A 19,549-nucleotide genomic window follows, 5' to 3' on the forward strand; every position below is an offset into this window, starting at 1 on the left:
ACACCCCAGCGGGTTTTGCGCCGCCGTGGGTTCTCTTTGAGCTATAACGGACACCGGTGCTCCCGCGCGCGGGGCGCCACTACAGTCAGCAAAGCCCCTCTCCCTTCGGGAGAGGGGCTTGAACAATCACCGCACCGGCAAGCGGTTGTTGAGCTTGGTTACCTCAGCCACATCCCCTTCCAGGCCAACCCGCACGCTCGCGCCCTCGCGCTTGAACCCGGCTGGCATCTGCAGCTCCACCGTCACCGTCCGCGGCGACAGATCCAACGGCGCTTCCAATGCAGGCACCGCAACCCGAGCGACCTCACGACCGCGCGCATCTTCAAGCACCGCATAACCAGCGCCAGTCCCGACATGCCCCAGGCTGTGCACGGTCAACTGCACGCGCTCACCCTCGATCTTCAGATCGCCACGGCCAATGCCCAGGTCCGCGCGTGTCTCCACCGGTGTGCCGGGCGTCACCAGCTCGAACTCGAATACCTGGCTCTGCTTTGGCACAAACCGCAGCTGCGTGCTGGCGCTCTTCTCCAGCAGCACCTCGCGAACCTCCGCCTTGCCGTCGATCACATCATCACCATCGCGATCCACGCCACTGCGGATCCGCCAGGTACCGGCAGCGATATTCCAGCCGGTCATGGTCGCTTCCAGCGGCGTGTTGCCAAGGTTGTAGGCAATCACCTTGAAGCGCTCACGTGAGGGCGCATGCACCAGCAAGGCCACCTGCTCGGCACCATCCGGCTGGGCGAACTGCCAGCTCACCGTATGCCCCGGCCAGCTCTGGTTGCGCTTCAGGCCGATGCCACCCAGGCGCAGGCGCTGCAGGAACTCGCTCGGGGCTTCGACGCGGTCGCTCCACCAGTGACCTTCGGTGTTCATGTACTCGCGCTGCGCCTTGGCCTGGATGCCGTCGGCGTGCAGTGCTTCCAGGTACGTCTTGTCACCGGTCTGCTGCCAGGCGCTGATCGCGGCGAAGCCGCTGCCGCCCTTGTCGGCATCGGCCACCAGCTGCTTGCCCCAGTCCTGCTGCCTGCCCAGCACATCGACGTAGTTCTCACCGAGGTTGGACAGCACACCCGGCCCGCCACGCACCACGCGGTAATCCAGCGCCTGCAGGTACTTGGCATCGCCAGTCCAGCGCCACGCTGCCCAGAAGGTGTGCATCAGATCGCCGCTGCCCGAGCCCTGGTTCAACTCGCCGCCGCGGGTCTTGCCGGTGGCCCAGTTGATTTCGTTGGGCAGAGTGAAGCGGCCATTGTCGTCTTTGTAGGCGTGGGCCAGATAGCCATCCGCCAAGCCGGTTACCAACTTGCGGCCGGTGGGATCGGCGTTGTACTCACCCATCAGGAAAGCCGGATGCAGCGCCGGGAACGAATACGGCTTCTGCCACTGCCAGTTCGGCTCGCGGTAAACCTTGTTGCCGCCAAACCAGTTGCTGGAGAACAGCAGATTGCCCTGCGGGTTGCGCAGGATGATGCGCTCGTCGAAGGCCTTCACCGTCTCCATCAGGCGCTCGACGGTGAGCGGATCGCCCCAGTTGAGGTAGAGCATCGCGCTGTTGGTATTGATGCCCTCCTCGTAGGCGTGCAGCTCGTCGGTCTCGATGGTGCTCAGGCCGTTGGAGAACATGCCGTTGCGGTAAATCGCATCGGAGAGTGCGGTCAGCGAGCGGTTCAGGCGCTCGGGCTCCACGCCCATCAATGCCAGTCCCGGCCACTGCTGGGTCAAGTCGCTGTCGTCGGAAATGCCGCCGCCGAAATCGCCATAGGCGACCTGCCGGTTCTCGATCCACCAGTCGACAAAGCGGCGCACGTACTTCAGGTCTTCAATCTGGCGGAATGCCCACAACGGTACACCCTTCGGCGCCTGCGGTTGCTCGAACGGTGGCTTGCCCTGGCTGTTGTAGCTGATGTAGTTCCAATACAGGCGGCCCAGCTCATGGTCCGGATCGACCCGCAGCAGATCACTCAGATCAGCATAGACGCGCGAGTACAGCCGCTGGCGCTTGGAGGTGGTGTGCTCCTCGACCAGGAAGCCCCAGTTGTCGCGCACCTGGTTGAAGCGATCGGCGACATGCTGCTTGATCGCCTCCTTGCGTTGCTTGAACACCAGCCGCACTTCGGCGCCGTCCAGTGATGCGGCATTGAAGCCGGGCGCGGCCGAGGCCACCGAGATCCACAGGCTGTCGGCGGTGAGGATGCGGTCGCGCAGGTCCAGCCACAGCGTGCGTGCTTCACCCGGCTTCACCGACACCGAAACGTCGATCATGTCGCGCGCCGGCCAGATCGGGTCCTTGATGCGGATGTTCAGCGGGATCAGACCGTCATGCGTCGCCGGCAGGTCCAGGGCGGGGATATCGATCGCCACACCATCGAGGCCGTCGTACATGTTCTCCCAACTGTGCGCCCAGCTGCGGATCAGCGGCTGCGCGGCCGGGGCATCGCCGACGCCGGACGGAATGAGCACGTGCACGATCGGCATTGGCTTGGCCGGCAGGCTGTCGGCAGCGCGCTTGCGCGAACCTGCGCCCTTGGGCAGCGCCATCACCGTGCTGCGCTCATCCGGCGCGAAGCGGCCGCCGATGTAGTCACGCAGGCTTGCGATGTTGGTGTAATCCGGCAGCACGCTGCTGTCGATCTGGTAGCGCTGCTTGATCGTGCCTTCCGGCTCGGCCGCGTCGCTGACCTGGTAGCCCCAGATTTCCTGGATCGGGGTTTCCTGCGCGGTGTTGTGAAAGTGCAGGGTGCCACCAACCTGGTCAGCGAAACTGTCCACACTGCGCACCACGCCTTGCGGACGCTTGAACAGTGTGCCGGCCGTGCCTTTCAGCTCGCCGTAGGCGGCACCGCGGATCTCGATGCGGTTGATGTGCTCGCCTTCGGGAACCGTCAGGTCCAGCTGCTGGCCACCTTCGACATAGGTGTTCCAGTCCGGCAGCTGGAAGTAATCATTGCGGCCGGGCAGGCGCGAGCGGTTGTAGACGCCGGGCCAGGTGGTTTCGGCGATGCCGTCGGTGCCTTTCCACATCCACTGCAGCTTGTCCTTTACATCGGCGAACTCGACCTTGCGGATGCTTGTCGTCGGCGCGCTCAGTGCCGGCGGTGCGGCACCTTCCCAGCCATATCGGTGCCACCAGGCGCGTTGCGAGGCGCTGCCGCCCTCGGCACTGCGCGGCTCGGCATTGCGCGGCTCGGCATTGCGCGCGAGCGCGGCCACACCAGCCGCGTCGAGCATGCGGTCGTAGACGCGGATCTCGTCGAAGTCACTGCCACGCAGGAAGTTGTAGCGGCTCTGCACCTGATAGGGCGCCATCACCCGGCCGGCGAGGCCGAGCTGGTCCAACGCTGCATCGTAGTCACCGGTGGTGGTCGCCTGCGCGACTTCACGGCCATCAATGAACAGCTTGACGCCCTTGTCCTCGTCCCAGGCAAAGGCGATGTGCTGCCATTGCTCGGGCGAAGGATTCCTGTCGAGCTTGAACGAGACGCGCGTGCGGGCCAGGTTGGCATCGGTGACGAAGGCATCGAAGCCGTGCCCGTTCCAGTCGATGCGCAGCCACGCCATGTCCCAGCTGCTGTGGTCGGCGTAGCCGACGCGGAAGATCACGAACGGGGTTTCGCCCACTGCATAACGCGAGCGCCAGAAGAAGGACAGGGTGCCGCGCTCGGCCTGGATGTTGCCGGGTGCATTCCACGACAGCACGCCGTCGTCCTGCCACTGGATCGCACGGCCATGCGCGCCATCGTCGACAAGGCTGACCTTGTCCTGGAAGTTCGGCGTGGCATCACCGCGTGCACTGTCGGCGACGAAGCCCTTGTCCGCCGAGACGCGGAACAACAGCTCAGGCGACTGCGCGACTGCACTCAGCGGTGCCAACAGCAGGCCCAGCACGCAGGCGAGGTGGGTGGGACGCAACACGGTTTTCTGGTTCATTGTCTAACTCGTTCCAAATCGGTTGACTGCCTTGCTTAAGCCCCTCTCCCTCCGGGGTGAGAAGGGGCGCTCGCGAACCAAAGGTTCGCGCCCCTACGAACGCCCTTGCGCTGGCGCGAGGGCCGGGGCGCGGAGCGGGGGTTGGGGAGAGGGTTGCTCTCGCCCATGCCGCTGCGCCCATTTCGGCCACTCCCGTACCAGCAACTGCTCCGGCCACACGCCATACCAGGCATAACCTACCCGGCGTTCGTTCGGAATATCCGCGAAGCGCGCCACACGCTCACCCTCGCGATTGACGAACATCGGCCGCCCCTGGTCCAGATCGTAGAAGCGTGCCCACAGCCGTGCGCCTGCCAAAGGTTCTACAAGCACGTCCTTGCCGCTGGGCTGCTCCGGTGCTTCGACTTTGCGCGTCGCCAGGTCCGGCAAGGCATTGGCCTGCAGCCACTGCAGGCCGGCTTCAATGGCCTCGATGGTCTGCGGGCTCGGCTCGGGCTGGCGCATCAACAGGCGCAGCACGCCTACCGACTCGGATACGGCAAGCGATGGCAGTTCGTAGGAACGCGCCTTGGCCGGTTGCAGGCTGACCTCGTCGTATTGCGCGGCCCAGATGGAAAGCCGGCCATCCATGCGTACCTGCGTGGCCAATACGTTCTGCAGACCGCGCTGCAGGGCGGCATTGGCCTTGCCTGCGTATTCCGGCGGCAGACCCGCAACCGCGGGCGCACCTTCGGCGATGTCCTGCAGCAGGTCCAGCACGCGGGTCATCGCGTCGTCGTTGAAGGTGATCTGATGCCGGTACAGCGAACGCTCGGGGTAGTACTGCGGCCAGCCGCCATTGGCGTACTGCGCGGCCAGCAGATAATCCACGCCGCGCCGTGCAGCGCCCAGGTAGGCAGCGTTGCCGGTGTCTTTCCAAGCCTGCAGCAGATGGCGGATCTCACGCGTGGTCGCCTTGTTGTCGATATTGGCGTCATCCAGCCGATCCGGGGCCTGCAACGCCGTGCGCTCGTCGGCGCTGAACACGTGCTGGTAATCCACCGCCTTGCCTTGGTACTGCTTGGACCAACCGCCGGATGCGGTCTGCAGTAGCAACATGTTCTCGGCTTCGGGCTCGGTACGCGGCGCGGCCGCCTGCGCCGCCGGGCATGTCCAGCCCGCACTGATCAACAGCGCGGTCGACAACCACAAATGCCTCATCGCATCCTCCTGCGCGCACCGGGACGCCAGCGTGCTGGCATCCCGGTATTACTGCATTGGCCGTGCGTATGTTTCATCTCAGAACTTGTAGCGCGCGCCGAGGTAATACTGGCGACCGGTAACGGTGTAGCGGTCGGCCATCTGCAGCGCCGAGTCCACGTAGCGCTGGTCCGGCGTATCGAGCAGGTTGATTGCCTCGAAGGTCAGCGACAGCTTCTTGTTGACCTTGTATGACATGTTGAAGTCGACGTTGCGCACGCTGTTCTTGCCGGTCACATCCGGCGTTGCGAACTGGTTGCCGTCCAGGTCCCAGACGCTTTCCTGGCTGAGGATCTCGCCGATGTAGCCGTCGCGGTAACTGGTGGAAACACGGGCGCTGAACTTGCCGTCGTCATAGTACAAAGTGGCGTTGTACGAATTCGGCGACAGGTTGACCAGGTCGTTGTCGGTGAAGGTGGTGGTGATGCTGGTATTGCTGTTGCCGGCCGAGCTGAACATGTATTTGATGCTCGACTCCACATGCGTGTAGTTGAGCTGGATGCCGAACTTGCTCCAGATCCCGGGCAGGAAGGTAAACGGCTGCTGGTAGCTCAACTCGTAGCCCTTCAGCGGGCCGCCCGGGGTGTTGTAGTAGCTCTGCACGTTGAACACGGTGTCGGCGGTGAAGCCAGCAGGCAGCAGGTCCAGCGCGTAGCCCATGGCACCCCAGGTGGTCAGCAGGCGGGTACGCTGCACATAGCTGTCGATGTCCTTGTAGAACAGTGCCGCCGACAGCAGGCCACCATCACCGAAGTACCATTCCGCACTCAGGTCGTAGTTGGTCGAGCGGAACGGATCGAGCTTGGGATTGCCAAGGTTGATCGCGAACACGCGGCCGTCATCGAAGTAGCCGGTGGGGCCACCGCTGACACTGGGTGACAGGTAGGCAAGCGTCGGTCGTGCCATGGTCTTGGCCGCGCCGAAACGCAGCACCACGTTCTCGGCCACGTCCCAGGCCAGGTTCAGCGATGGCAACACGTCCTGGTAGCTGTGGTTGACCACCGAGCGCACCAGCGAGCGTTCACCGGCCGCAGCCGTCGCGCTGGCCACACCGAAGAACGATTCACAGTTGGCCGAGTTGTTGCCCGATGTGGCTGCGTTGCACGGTGCCCAGCCCGAGGCGCTGATCTGGGTATTGATCACGCGCACGCCGAGGTTGCCGCGGAAGGCGCGGTCCCACAGTTCGGTGTTGAAGTCCAACTGCAGGTAGCCGCCGAGGCTGCGCTCGTTGACCTCGAAGTTGTTGTTGGAAGCGCCGAAGTGGCCGATGCCGGCCAGACGGTAATCGCCGCCCTGCACGCCGGTATCGCAATTGCAGTTGATGTTGAGCAGCTCGGCAATCTTGCCGAAGTCCGGGATCAGCCAACCGTTCGGCACATTGCCGGACAGGTTCTTGCCGAAACCGGTCAGCGTGGTGCTCAGGTCCCCGACGGTTACGCCCGCCGGCAAGGCCTGGGCCAGGCGCCCGTAGCTGATGTGGCGGTATTCCTCCGACTCCATGTCGTAGTCCTTGTAGGCAAGGCCGGTACGCAGGGTGAAGGTCGGGTTGATGTTGAACTGCAGGTCGATCTTGGCGGTGTCGAAGGCGTTGTTGACGTAGCTCGGGTTCAAGCGCACTTCGCTGATGTTGCTGCCGCGCGCGGTGCCGTTGCTGTTGACCGGCACTGCACCGTAGCCGAGCCACGACCATGCCGCCGGGTCGTTCAGGGCGAACGGCAGGGTCATGTTCGGCATGTCGCCGCCGTTGCGCATGTCCATCACGAAGCCATCGACATTGCTGTTGTCGAAGCTCACCAACGAGAACACCGGGCGCTCGTAGTCCGAGCTGGAGTGGCCGAGCACGGCCTCCAGCTTCACTGCGTCGTTGAAGTGGTGTTCCAGGTTCAGGCTGTACTGCTGGAAGGTGGTCGATTCCTCGATCAGGCTGGATTCGGTGCGGAAATCGACGTTGTCGAATACGCCGTAGACCAGGCGATTCTGCGCATCCACTTCAGCCTCGCGCACCACGATCTGGGTCTTGCCACCGAGGTTGGCGGCACGGTGCAGGTTGGCGCCGATGGAATCTTCGCGCTGGTCCTTGTCCAGCTTCGAGTACATCGCATCGAAGCTGAGCAAGGTGTCATCGGAAACGCGGAACTGGAACGCGCCGGTTACACCCAGCCGCTCGATCTCATGCGCGGTGCGGATATAGCGCGGGTAGCGCGGAATCCACGCATTGGTCGCGGTCTCGTAAGCGGCGATGTTCTCCGGCGTGTTGGCCGGGCGCGGCAAACCGTTGCCACAATGGGTCTTGCTGATGCCATAGCTGCCCCAGCCGTTGTTGCGGTCCTGGTTGGCCTGGCTGCCGCTGCCGGCCGGGGTTTCATTCGACGCCGGGTTGCGTGGCGTCTGCGGGTTGTAGCCCACCGGCGAACAGAAGCCGTAGGTGCCGTTGTTGGCAGCGGTGGACTGGTTCGAGTTGCGATGGTTGCCATGCTCCCAACGCACCGGGTTATAGCCTTCCTCGTAGACGTTGCGCTTGCTGTACGAGCCCGACAGCAAGGCGCCGAAGCGGCCATCGGCCCAGGTATTGCTGATCAGGCCGGAGAAGCGCGGATCGAATTTTTCCGCCAGCTCGCCGTAACCGGCCTGCGCCGAGGCCGAGGCCTGGAAGCCAGCGAAGTCGAACGGACGCGAACCACGCAGGTCGACGGTCGAACCCAGCGAGCCCTCATCCATCTGCGCCGACTGGGTCTTGTTGACCTTGACCTGGCTGAAGAGTTCGGAGGCGAAGGTATTGAAATCGAAACCGCGGCTGCGGTTGACGCCGCTGCTGCCGTTGCCGGCGGTGGCCAATGCTTCCAGGCCGTTGAGGCGTACGCGGGTGAAGTCCGCGCCCAGGCCACGGATCGAGATGCGCTGGCCTTCGCCGCCTTCGCGATCAATCGATACGCCGGCGATGCGCTGCAGCGACTCGGCAAGATTCTGGTCGGGGAATTTGCCGATGTCCTCGGCGAAGATCGCGTCCACCTGTTCGGTGGTGTAACGCTTTTCGTCCAGCGATTTCTGCAGGCTCTGGCGGTAGCCAGTGACGTTCACTGCATCCAGCTGGGTGGCCTCGGCGGCCGCAGGTGCGGACTGGGCGAAGGCGAGGGGAGCAGTCAAAACCGAAGCAATGGCGGTTGCCAACAAGGTAACCGGTGTCTTTCCAAAACGGCGCTTACGATCCATGCGGTGGGCTCCTTCCCCGGACGGGGAATCAAGCGGACTGGAAGGGGTGGGGGGATATCCCTGGCGAGTGATTCAGACGTGCTGTCGGGCCGTTGCGGCCGCACGTGGACAGCCGTCAGGCCATGGCATGACCATGGCCTGCGGAGAATGAAAAAGCAGGGGCGGATCTGCGGAGAGAATGCGATCCGCCCGCTGCCAAAGTGCGTCTATCAGAACTTGTAACGCAGGCCCAGGGTGAACTGGCGACCGGTCTCGCTGTATTCCAGCGGCAGCGACACCGTCGGGTTCGACACCCACGATTCCTGAGCTTCGTTGGTCAGGTTGGCGCCTTCCAGGCTGATTTCCAGCTGGTCACTGATGCGGTAGTGGATGGACGCATCAATGAAGGTGGTGCCGCTCTGCCCGTGCACACCCAGGCCCTTGCTGTCGAAGCCCGCTTCGGTGCCCGGCACCTGGATCAGGTAGTCATCGCGGTTGGTCGCCGACACACGGCCCGACCAGCTGCTGCCTTCGTAGAACAAGGTCGCGTTCCAAGAATTGCGCGACAGACCGGTCAGGTCGTCCTTCTGCGCCATCACGCCACCGGAGGTCACGTACTGGATCTTCGATTCGACGTAGGTGTAGTTCAACTGCGTGCCGAAGTTGGCCCACTTGCCCGGCAGGAAGGAGAAGGGCTGGGTGTAGTTGAACTCCACGCCGGTCAGATCACCGCCCGGGGTATTGACCGGGGCGCTGAACACGAACTCGTCGTTGACGCTGGCATTGAGGTTGTCGAGCAGGCTCGCCGGCAGGCCGCTGGTCGCATACACGCGGCTTTCGCGGGTCGGCTGGATGAAGCTCTCGATGTCCTTGTAGAACAGGCCAACACCCAGCATCGCGCCTTCTTCGAAGTACCACTCAAAGCCGAGATCGGCGGTCTTGGCACGCACCGGGTCCAGCATCGGGTTGCCACCGCTGACGGTGCGCGCACTGCCGCTGACACTGACGGTGACACCCGGGGTCAGGCTGCCCAGGCCCGGACGCGACATCACCTTGGCAGCGCCGAAGCGGATCAGGAAGTCCGGGGTGATCTCCGCCACCAGGTTCAGCGACGGCAGGAAGTCGTTGTACTCACGGCTGACCGTGGTGCGCACCGGCGTACCACTGGCCGAGGCAATGCCGGTCGAGGTCTGCTTGGTCTTGACGTAGCGCGCACCGATGTTGCCGGTTACCGGCACCGAACCGATGTCGAAGCCGAACTTGCCCATCAACCAACCGCCGCGGTCCTGCTCCTGCACGCTGCGGATGCTGGCCGCATAGTCGACGAGCGCATAGATGCCTTCGCCACTGAGGATGTCGAACTCATTGGCGATGCCGTTGAAGTTCGGCACCACCCACTTGCCCGGCGAACCGGACATGCCCTGCAGGCTGGCCAGTTCGGTCATGTTGACCGGTACGATCTTGCTGCCGTCGAAGGTCGGCACCGCGGTTTCCAGGCCGACACGACGGCGTTCCATCGAGTCGAAGCTGAAGTTCTTGGCCTGCACGCCGCCTTCCAGGGTGAAGGACGGGCCAATCGCCCACGAGAACTCCAACTAGCCGTTGTCGAAATCGTTGGTGACGTAGTTCTGGCGCAGGCGGATGGTGGACAGCGTCCAGCCGCTGGGGTCGGTCGGATTGATGCCGTAGTTGAAGACCGGCTTGTTCGGGTTGCCGCGGTAGTCGTAGCTGTAGCCGTCAACGTTGAGCTTGTCCATCATGATGGTGGCCTGGACCGGGTTGTCGTGCTTGGAGCGCGAGGTACCCACCTTGCCGGTGATGGTGAAGTTGTCGGTCAGGCGATGCTCGCCATCCAGGCTGAGCTGGTAGAACTCGGTGCTCCACTCGTCATGGCGGTTCTCGGCGCGGATGTCGACATTGTCCATTTCTGCGTAGACCAACGCGCCATTGCGTACTTCGCCGTTGTTGACGACGATTTCCTTCTTGCCGTCATTGGTGGACTTGCTCAGGCCATTGGCCTCGATGTACTTCTCATCGCGCTTGGCGTCGATCTTGGAGTACAGCGCATCCAGGCTGAAAGTGGTGCGGTCGCTGGGCTTGAACTGCAGCGCGCCGGTCACGCCCAGGCGCTTCTGGTCATGCTCCATCAGCGTGTAACGCGGGAAGCGTGGCGAATACACGTCCGTCTTCAGCGCGTCCTTGAACGGCGAGGCCGCATTGAAGCCACCATTGGTGCCACCGCCAGCCCAACGTACGGTGCCAGTACCTTCCTCCACCGTCTCACGCTCGGAATAGGCCACCGACAACAGTGCGCCGAACTTGCCATCCGCCCAGCTGTTGGCAATCAGCCCGGCGAAGCGCGGCATTGCCGACTGCGAGGCATCGTTGTACGAGGCCTGCACATTGCTGACGATGGTCAGGCCGTCATAGTCGAACGGGCGCGCGGTACGCAGGTCTACAGTGGCACCCAGCGAGCCTTCCTCGACATCGGCCGAGGCGGTCTTGCGCGCGATCAGCTGGGTGAACAGGTCGGCGGCGAACACGTTGAAATCGAAACCACGGCCACGGTTGGTGCCGCCCTGACCATCGCTGCTGCCAACGGTGCTCAGTGCTTCCATGCCATTGATGCGCACGCGGGTGAAGTCCGGGCCCAGGCCACGCACCGAGATGTTGCGGCCTTCGCCGCCGTCACGGGTGATCACCACGCCGGGAATGCGCTGCAGCGATTCGGCCAGATTGCTGTCCGGGAACTTGCCGATGTCCTCGGCGACGATGGCATCGACCACGCCGGCTTCGCCGCGCTTGATGTCCAGCGCCTTCTCCACGCTGGCGCGGTAACCGGTGACGGTGACTGCATCCAGTTCGGTGGCGGCGGTGCCGGCAGCCGGCGCAGCGGCGTCCTGGGCCATGGCAACGCCTGCCTGCAGGGCCAAACTGATCCCCAACGCGAGCAAGGTAACCGGTGTCTTTTTCTGCGAGTTACGTGGATTCATGTGCTTCCCCTCTCCAAGGTTTGCATGCGATGCAGTGGCTCCGGCTTGTGCTTTCCGCTGGATGACACCGCTGGTCAAAACGGAAAGTAGCAGCTGCGTGAAGAGGGAGCATCTTGCACTGCAACAGGGAGCAAACAGGGCGGAAACCTTTGTCTGAAGGACATTGGAGGACGGTAACACGGGCAACCGAGGGGACAGTGGCGACCGAATGACACCGATAGTCAATCATCCGTGCCATGATGCGCGCCGATCGACGAGGAGACAGGAATGGCGATGATTTCCCCCCGTGTTGTCTGTTTTGGTGAGCTGCTCCTGCGCCTGGGCGCGCCTGGCAACCAGCTGTTGTTGCAGTCACCCACGCTGGACGTGCATGCCGGCGGTGCCGAAGCCAATGTCGGCGTGTCGTTGGCGCATTTCGGCCACGACGTGGCGATGATCAGCGTGGTTGCCGACAACCCGCTGGGCGCGGCGGTAGCTGGCGAACTGCGCCGTCACGGCGTGGACACCTCGCGCGTGCGCCGCAGCGATGGCCGCATGGGCCTGTACTTCCTGACCACCGGTGCCGGCCACCGGCCCAGCGAAGTGGTCTATGACCGCGCCGACTCCGCCTTCGCCAGTGCCCGCGCCGACAGCTACGACTGGCCGGCGCTGCTGCAGGGCGCGCAGTGGCTGCACCTGTCCGGGGTCAGCCCTGCCTTGGGCATGGAAGCCGCACAGGCCACCCTGGCCGCCGCCCGCGCCGCCAACGAGCGCGGCATCAAGGTTTCCTTCGACGGCAACTTCCGCCCCAAGCTGTGGGAGCGTTGGGGCGGCGACGCCAAGGCCATCCTGCGTGATCTGTTCGACTGCGCACACATCGTGTTTGCCGACTACCGCGACATCGGCGTGGTGCTGGGCGGCGAGTTCAACCAGGCCGAACCGCAGGCCCGCGTAGACGCTGCCGCGGCGATGGCCTTCGCGGCGTTCCCGCGCCTGCAATACATGGCCTGCACGCAGCGCACCGCGCACAGCGTCGGCCACCATTCGCTGGGCGCAATGCTGCTCGGCCGTGATGGCACCCGTGCATTGGCGCCAGCCGAAGAGCTGACCGATATCGTCGATCGCATTGGTGGAGGTGACGCCTTCGCGGCCGGGGTGCTGCACGGCCTGATCGAAGGCATGGATGCGGAAACCACGATCCGCTTCGGCTTGGCCGCAGGCTGCCTGAAGCATTCCATTCCCGGTGATTTCAACCCCGTCGGCGTGGCCGACGTCATGGCCCTGATGGGCGAAGGAAAGTTCGATGTCCGGCGCTGATCCGCGCGTACGCGCTGTGCTCAAACTGGCACCGGTGATTCCGGTGTTCACTCCCGACAACGTCGACGATGCGGTACAGGTCGCGCAGGCCTTGTTCAACGGCGGCTTGCCGGTGATCGAGGTGACCTTGCGTACCGCAAACGCGATGGATGCGATCAAGGCCATGGTCGAGGCCGTACCGGATGCCGTGGTCGGCGCAGGTACCGTGCTGACCCCGGCACAGATGGAGAAAGTGAAGTCCGTCGGCGGCCGCTTCGCGGTCTCGCCAGGCGCCACCGACACCTTGCACGCCGCAGCACGCGATACCGACCTGCCGTTCCTGCCTGGCGTTGCCACCTCCTCGGAACTGATGTGCGGGCTGGAGCAGGGCCTGGATACGTTCAAGTTCTTCCCGGCCGTACAGGCCGGTGGCGTGGGCATGCTGTCGGCCTGGAATGGCCCGTTCGGTGACGTGCGCTTCTGCCCGACCGGCGGCATCAGTGCGCAGACCGCATCGCAGTTCCTGCACCTGCCGAATGTGCTGTGCGTGGGCGGCTCGTGGTTGACCACGCGTGAGCTGTTGCAGGCACGTGATTGGGCTGGGATTGAAGCCCTGGCACGCGCTGCGGCCGTTTTGCCAGGGTGAGTTCACAGTGTCACCGCTCCCCTTGCCTTGGGCAAAGGGAGCGGGTGACGCCGCAACCCAAGTAAGCGCGATGCCATGCTGCACGCCGCGCCGAGCCTCTGATCAACGGAAAATGGGCGGGTTGATTCGCGCATCGATGCAGAACGGGTCGGCCGCTGCAACCACATTCCGCGCTTCGATCTCCGCCGGCCAGAACGGGATCTTTCCTTTACGCATGACCAGCCAGCGGGTCAATGACGAGAGCGCGGTAAGCGGCCAGTCCAGTAAGTATAGAACCCTGAGCAGCGGGTTATCGGACCGCAGATTGGATGCGAGTACCTCGTAGCCGACACGGAACGACTCGCGCTTTCCTTCCACTGGTGCCACCTGCTTTACGTAGGGCGCGATAGCGGCAGGACCTTCCTCCATGTAACGGCGAAAGAACTCCCAATGGGCGTAAAGTATGCGCATTCCTTCGCGGGAATTGAGGGTGCTGTAGGCTCCCAAGGTGAACGTTTCCTTGACTGTCACCCCGTCCTCAGCGAGCACATGGGCGCGAATTTCCCACCAGACCGCGTCAGGATCGAGGGTAAAGAATAGCTCGTCCCAACCCGCGCTCAGCACCGTACCGTCCTTGCGGAACACATAAACCATTCGATCTTTTCGATTCAAACGGATTGGATAGTGGGTGTAGTAGGCCCATTCAAAACGGCCCAAGAACCAGCCAACCCCGGCCATCATGAAAAGCAATGCGGAGGCACCTATCCCGAAGTAGAACCCTTCCACTTCCCCCTCGGTCAGTAATTCGACCCCAATAGAAATAAAAACAAAACCGAACACCAAAGGCACCAGTGTTAACAGCCCGAGCATAAAAGCCGCCCAACCCTTCCACCCGTAGTACTTATCGACAATTTCCATATAGGTAGAATTGATCCTGACAACCGTCAGATCCGAGTAAGGCGCAGCGTCATCCCACCGATCTCGTTGATACAGCCTTTTCGCACGATCCTGATCACTCAGCGGACGATTGATTGGATATGGCCGACCAGGGATGATTCCTTGGTAGTGCATCAGGGTGTCTCCGCTGCCCGTTGGTACTCCCGCGCGCTACCGACTTCATCGGAATAGCGCTCAGCCATCTCACGCCCACGCAGACCGCGACCCAGCGAAGCGTTCTGCACAAGCCGCCCGATGCGCCGTAGTACCCTCAACTCCCTGTCGCTCATCAACGGAAAATGGGCGGGTTGATTCGCGCATCGATGCAGAACGGGTCGTCTGCTTCAACCACATTGCGTGCTTCGATCTCTGCCGGCCAGAACGGGATCTTTCCTTTACGCATGGCCAACCAGCGGGTCAGCGACGAGAGCGCGGTAAGTGGCCAATCCAGAAAGTACAGAATCTTCAGCATCGGATTATCGGTCCGCATGTGGGAAGCCAGCACCTCATAACCGACGCGGAAAGACTCGCGCTTTCCTTCCACCGGCGCCACCTGTTTCACATAAGGTGCGATTGCGGCGGGGCCTTCTTCCATGTAACGGCGGAAGAATTCCCAATGCGCATACAGCATGCGCACTCCCTCGTTGGAGTTATCCGAATTGTAGGCACCCAGTGCAAAGGTTTCCTTCACTGTCACCCCGTCTTCTTCCAACACGTGCGCACGAATCTCCCACCACACCGCGTCACGGTCGAGGGTAAAGAAAAGTTCGTCCCAACTCGCACTCAACACCGTGCCGTCCTTGCGGAACACGTAAACCATCCGCTCCTTGCGATTCAAGCGAATTGGATAATGGGTGTAATAGGCCCATTCAAAACGACCTAAAAACCAACCAACTCCGGCCATAATAAAAAGCAATACGGAGGCAGCTACCCCGAAGTAGAATCCCTCCGCCTCCCCCTCAGTCAGCAAGTCGACCCCAATAGAAAGAAAAACAAAACCGAATAAAAAAGGCACCAGTGTTAACAGCCCGAGCATAAAAGCCGCCCACCCCTTCCACCCGTAGTACTTATCGACTATTTCCATATAGGTAGAATTAACCCTGACAACCGTCAGATCCGAGTAAGGCGCAGCGTCATCCCACCGATCTCGTTGATGCAGCCTTTTCGCATGATCCTGATCGCTCAGCGGTCGATTGATTGGAAATGGCCGACCTGGAATGATTCCTTGGTAGTGCATCAGACCACCTCCATCGCCAATTGATACTGCTGCATTTCAACATCCTCACTTAGGTAGCGCTCAGCCTTTAATCTCCCCCACCAGCAGCGATCCAACCAGGCATGGTGAGCGCCATCCGCCCACATCATCATCGCAATCGCGACCACAACCACGATGGCGAAGAAGACTCCAGTCCATAATAGAGAGGCCGCGAGTATCGCAAAACTCAAACCCAAAGCCGCTGCACCGGAAAGAAAATATAACGCGCCCATTTTGTAATTACGTCGCGCAAGCTCCTTGCCCGCCCTATAGAGGTCCAAAATACCCATCAGCACCCCTCCAAAAGCAGCCACTCGCGAACCAACTGTCGCCACATATCTCCCAATCGGAGCGAACCTCGCAAATCTCGGATTCAAATTCCCGATCCGTTCCAGCTTCTTCCCGACCATTTCGGTCGCAGCACCGACCAACGAGGTCGCACTCGCTACTACACGCAACCAAGACTCCTCACGTTCGTGCAACATGCTGCTGGTAGCCTTTTTGTAGAGCACACCCAAAGCAACCGCAGACAGCAATGAACCCGCCAAACCCGCGCGAAGGTCGCTATCCATGACTGAGCGCCAGTTGCCCAGCTTGTTGCTGATGAAGCCGTTACGGTCGGCGCGGTAATGCGCACTGGAAACAAGGCTCGCATCCTGACGTACACCAATGAACGCGATATCCGAAGGTGTCTGTACCGTATTGAGTCCCAGCACCCGCAGACGCTGGATTTCGGCATGTACAGCTTGGTAACGCGGACGCTTGCCGCTGGCCTTCTCCATTGCCAGCATCACCTCGCGGACAATGACACCCGAGGTTTTCCCCTTCAGCTCCACGCGCTCCAGCGGCACATTTCCGGCCACACCCCAGGCAACCAATGCGTAAGGTTTCACCGCTCCATCGGCCGCCCTGCTCAAGATGCTGGCAACCGGCCCCAACGACCTTTCAATCCAGCTCGCTACCAATGCCGTCGCGCCACCACCGGCCGTACTCAACGCGCCGTTGTAGATGCCAAAGAGATAGGACCACGGCAGCTCTTTCAGGTTTATGCTGCCGGTCGCGTCAACCGCCTTGACGATCTCGGCGGCGAGATGATCCTGATTCAGTGCGAAGCCACGCAGCAACAGATTGCCTCTATCTTGCGGGCTGCCATCCAGCCAACGCGCATACAGGTCGGCATGGGAAATTTTGTCCTGCGTATCGCCAATGCATAAGGTGGTTACCGCCACGTATGCAGCACCACTTTGCACGTCCTGCGGATCATGGTTGCATTGCAGATGCTGGTCCAATGCGACGGACTCCAGCAACGTGACATGCACGGCAGCCAAAGGGGCGATCACCTTTTCGTTCAAGGCATTGAGCTCGGCATCGTTCACGTCCTGCCAGGCACGCCGTGCAGCTTCGTCATAGCGCTCGGCGCAACCCGCCTTGCTCCAGGCTTGCTCTCCGATCAACTTGAGGTCCTGCGCTGTGTACTTTGGCTTGACCTGTGCAACATAAGTGCCGGCCGCCATCTGGCGCCTGACCTCATACTCGCTGAGCTCACCGTACTCCATCCTCGACGCCGCTTGCAGCACAGCCTGCTGCTCAACCGCATCACGCATCTGCATGATCGCAGCCGAAGCGGCCATCGGGCGCACACGCTCTGGCTCGGTCATGAATCCTTCGAGCCGATCACTCATCAGCGCGGCTACTTCAGTGGTGATTCCGACCGGATCGTCCAGCGCCACCATTGCGTATGGCTGCTGCGGTAAAGGCGCATCCGGATGCGCCTGCACCAACAAGCCCCTGAAATCATCGCGAGGACGCGCGGAAAATTCGTATGGCAGAAACACGAAGGCGGGCTCAGGCACAGCGTTGATCCGGCCCAGGGTCTCCACCCCCGCCGTTTTACTTTGGCTTTGTTCCCATTTGTAATCAAAGAACGGTGTTGGCGCAGGCTCAAGTGCGTATTCGCTTACCTGCGAAAATACATCCTTCAGTGCCCCCAGGTGGGGCTGCGATTGGCCACCCGCGGAGCGGAACCATGCACCCACATCAATGCACCGCATATGCCTGGCGCGGTAGGCGGCATCCGCATGCTTCTCCTTCACCGCAGCAGTCCACCGCGTATCGCTATGTGCCAACCAAAGCTTTCCGGCCTTGGCAGGATCCTTGACCTGGATACATCGTCCCAGTGAAGGTGATGGGGCACGTGAGCACTTGACCGTATCCGCACGATCGCCCGCGCCAGGTCCTTCGTCTGCATCGAAGACGAATAGTATTCCGCCCTCCGATACCTCATATGCAGACCACTCTCGACGGGCCTCATCATAGGTATAGAGATAGCCACCGCGCAGCACCCGAAGCGTGTAGTGTGCCTCTGTCGCATCCAGGGAAGGGTAGGCGCTTGCCGAGAACGGCCCACTCAGCTGTGGAGCGCGCTTATTGGCGGGCACTTCATCCCCTGCCCACGCCAATGCGTAGCGCAACGGAAGGATGGGAAGCCCAACCACTGCACAAATCTCACACGCATGCGACTGATCCGCGCTATCCAAGCTCATCGGTAATACCTCCTTGTTACGTTCGTCATACCGTCGACGCGGGGAGGGGAAGCAGTTCCTCATCCGCCAGCGCCCGCACGAAGGTCTGCTCACCGCGCCGCGCGCCGTCAATTGCTTCTTGAACGCGGGGGAGCATCAACCAATCCAATCCGTGCTTTTCAATGCTCAAGGCGTATAGACAAGCGTCGTCTCTGTCATTCAAACCCAACTCTGCGGCACTGCTCAGGTGGAAATCGACCCTTGGTGCGACGACCTGATAATCCTCTGCAACCCCATCGCAACGCGACAGCTTGCGCAGACACCGATTGAGCAGTGGCGACCGTCTCAACGCGTTCCACTGCTCGGAATTCAGCTGAAAAGGCTCGGTATGTCGAGGTCGATCTGGCTTGCGGCAATATCTCCATTCAGCGCGGAATGGCTCAAACCATGTCCACACGTCTATCGGCCCAAACAAGCGCCGGAGTTGGGTATCCGCCAGCACTCTTTCCAACGAAGCGAACACACGGGGATCGTGTAACCTGAGCCAATACTTTCGGTCCCGCTTGAGCACCATTTGGGTACACAGGTGCTTCTGTACGGTGCCGGCATCACGTTGGGTACTCAAGAGTGCGCCAAACATGGGCTGCTTGTTGAGTCGCTGCCAATCTGCACTGCGGGCCAACAATGCAATTCGCTGATCCTCGTTCAATGCTTTCAAGTTCACCAGTCGTGGCAGTACCCCGGCCGGCATGTTCAGACCGGCGGGCTTCAGCTCCACACTGGGAAGATCAGCCCATTGAGCTTTCTCCAGTTGCATAGGATTCAGCAGCGCATAGTCGCAAGCCAGAAACTCCCGATGCCCCATTTGTACTACGCCGCTTTCCTCTGCCATGTTCAATCCAGCGCCACCAGTGCTGCGCCATCGACGTCAGCCTGCAATGCGTCGTATCCACAGGGCTTCAGTTCACCTGAACCAAACTTGATTGGCGTCGGATCGACACCCTCCGGCCCCACCCAATCCCTCTGGCTCGCCTTGAACTCAATCTTCCCTGGCGCACCCAATTCGATGTTGTCGCCTTCAATCCGGATGTAGGCACCAGTCGCCGTTGCCAGCAGATGCTTGCTCGGCGCCGCCATCTCGACATCGGCTTCAGTGCTGGCGATGCGGACATTGGTTTTCGCCGCGATCGTGGCCTGGTTCTTGTGCGCCCTTGCGCTCACCTTGCCTTGTGCTGCGTGCAGGGCAATCCCTCGCTCCTGGTTGGGGCTTTCCTTGCTGCCTTCGCTGCCTACCGTGTACAGCACCAGACCTTGTGCGACTGCCAGGCTCAGCGAGCCCTGCGTCATCCAGTTCAACGCAACGCCGCTGCTCAGCAAGGTGTGGGTGCCGCTTACCCAGGCCTGATCAGCCGGGGTCAGGCTCATTACGCCGGCTACGCCGCTGCCTAGTAGTACAGGCGCGCTCCAGCCGGGCGCTTCGCCATCGCCGCCATTGATGCTGCCGGCGCTGCTGCCGCTATGCGTTGCTTTGAGCTGCTCCTGCAACTCGGCCAGGGTTTGATCGATGGGAAGTTCGGCAGGATCC

10 protein-coding genes and 1 pseudogene are annotated in these 19,549 nt (G+C 61.8%); 2 read left to right on the forward strand and 9 right to left on the reverse strand.

Translation table 11 applies throughout. From position 1 onward, the window contains the following. Positions 1-126: 126 nt before the first annotated feature. The 4 genes and pseudogenes from AC1VXC_RS18985 to AC1VXC_RS19000 all read right to left on the reverse strand — a co-directional run bounded on the left by AC1VXC_RS18985 (position 127) and on the right by AC1VXC_RS19000 (position 11,351). The gene (locus AC1VXC_RS18985) at positions 127-3,930 is read right to left on the reverse strand and encodes a LamG-like jellyroll fold domain-containing protein (RefSeq protein WP_481539470.1); all 3,804 of its coding nucleotides are present in this window, start codon (positions 3,928-3,930) and stop codon (positions 127-129) included. A 93-nt stretch (positions 3,931-4,023) separates the two neighbouring features. After that, positions 4,024-5,130: a pectate lyase gene (pelA, locus tag AC1VXC_RS18990; RefSeq protein WP_481539471.1), complete on the reverse strand. Its 1,107-nt coding sequence runs from the start codon at positions 5,128-5,130 to the stop codon at positions 4,024-4,026. Positions 5,131-5,208: 78 nt separating this feature from the next. Continuing rightward, complete coding sequence (locus AC1VXC_RS18995; RefSeq protein WP_313493925.1) at positions 5,209-8,379, reverse strand: TonB-dependent receptor; 3,171 nt, start codon at positions 8,377-8,379, stop codon at positions 5,209-5,211. A gap of 209 nt (positions 8,380-8,588) precedes the next feature. After that, positions 8,589-11,351 (reverse strand): annotated as a pseudogene (locus AC1VXC_RS19000) (TonB-dependent receptor). 273 nt (positions 11,352-11,624) lie between these two features. Between AC1VXC_RS19000 and AC1VXC_RS19005 the strand changes: the two are divergent. Beyond that, entirely contained in the window at positions 11,625-12,647 is a 1,023-nt protein-coding gene (locus AC1VXC_RS19005; RefSeq protein WP_313172852.1) for a sugar kinase, read from the forward strand. Further along, positions 12,634-13,272: a bifunctional 4-hydroxy-2-oxoglutarate aldolase/2-dehydro-3-deoxy-phosphogluconate aldolase gene (eda, locus tag AC1VXC_RS19010; protein WP_481539472.1), complete on the forward strand. Its 639-nt coding sequence runs from the start codon at positions 12,634-12,636 to the stop codon at positions 13,270-13,272. Before AC1VXC_RS19005 ends, eda begins: the two co-directional genes overlap by 14 nt. Before the next feature lie 102 nt (positions 13,273-13,374). Here eda and AC1VXC_RS19015 read toward each other — a convergent pair whose 3' ends face one another. The 5 genes from AC1VXC_RS19015 to AC1VXC_RS19035 form a co-directional block, all read right to left on the reverse strand. After that, positions 13,375-14,322 (reverse strand): DUF6708 domain-containing protein, encoded by a 948-nt coding sequence (locus AC1VXC_RS19015; protein ID WP_481539473.1) that lies wholly within the window; start codon positions 14,320-14,322, stop codon positions 13,375-13,377. A 154-nt stretch (positions 14,323-14,476) separates the two neighbouring features. Beyond that, positions 14,477-15,424, reverse strand: coding sequence for a DUF6708 domain-containing protein (locus AC1VXC_RS19020; RefSeq protein ID WP_313495120.1), 948 nt, complete (start codon positions 15,422-15,424; stop codon positions 14,477-14,479). Next, the gene (locus AC1VXC_RS19025; RefSeq protein WP_481539474.1) at positions 15,424-17,985 is read right to left on the reverse strand and encodes a T6SS effector BTH_I2691 family protein; all 2,562 of its coding nucleotides are present in this window, start codon (positions 17,983-17,985) and stop codon (positions 15,424-15,426) included. The genes AC1VXC_RS19020 and AC1VXC_RS19025 overlap by 1 nt, the downstream gene beginning before the upstream one ends. A 25-nt stretch (positions 17,986-18,010) precedes the next feature. Next, the gene (locus tag AC1VXC_RS19030; RefSeq protein WP_481539475.1) at positions 18,011-18,856 is read right to left on the reverse strand and encodes a DUF4123 domain-containing protein; all 846 of its coding nucleotides are present in this window, start codon (positions 18,854-18,856) and stop codon (positions 18,011-18,013) included. Between the two features lie 2 nt (positions 18,857-18,858). Continuing rightward, a partial coding sequence (locus AC1VXC_RS19035; protein WP_481539476.1) for a DUF2345 domain-containing protein occupies positions 18,859-19,549 on the reverse strand: 691 nt, incomplete at its 5' end.

Source organism: Stenotrophomonas sp. STEN033, assembly GCF_056856655.1.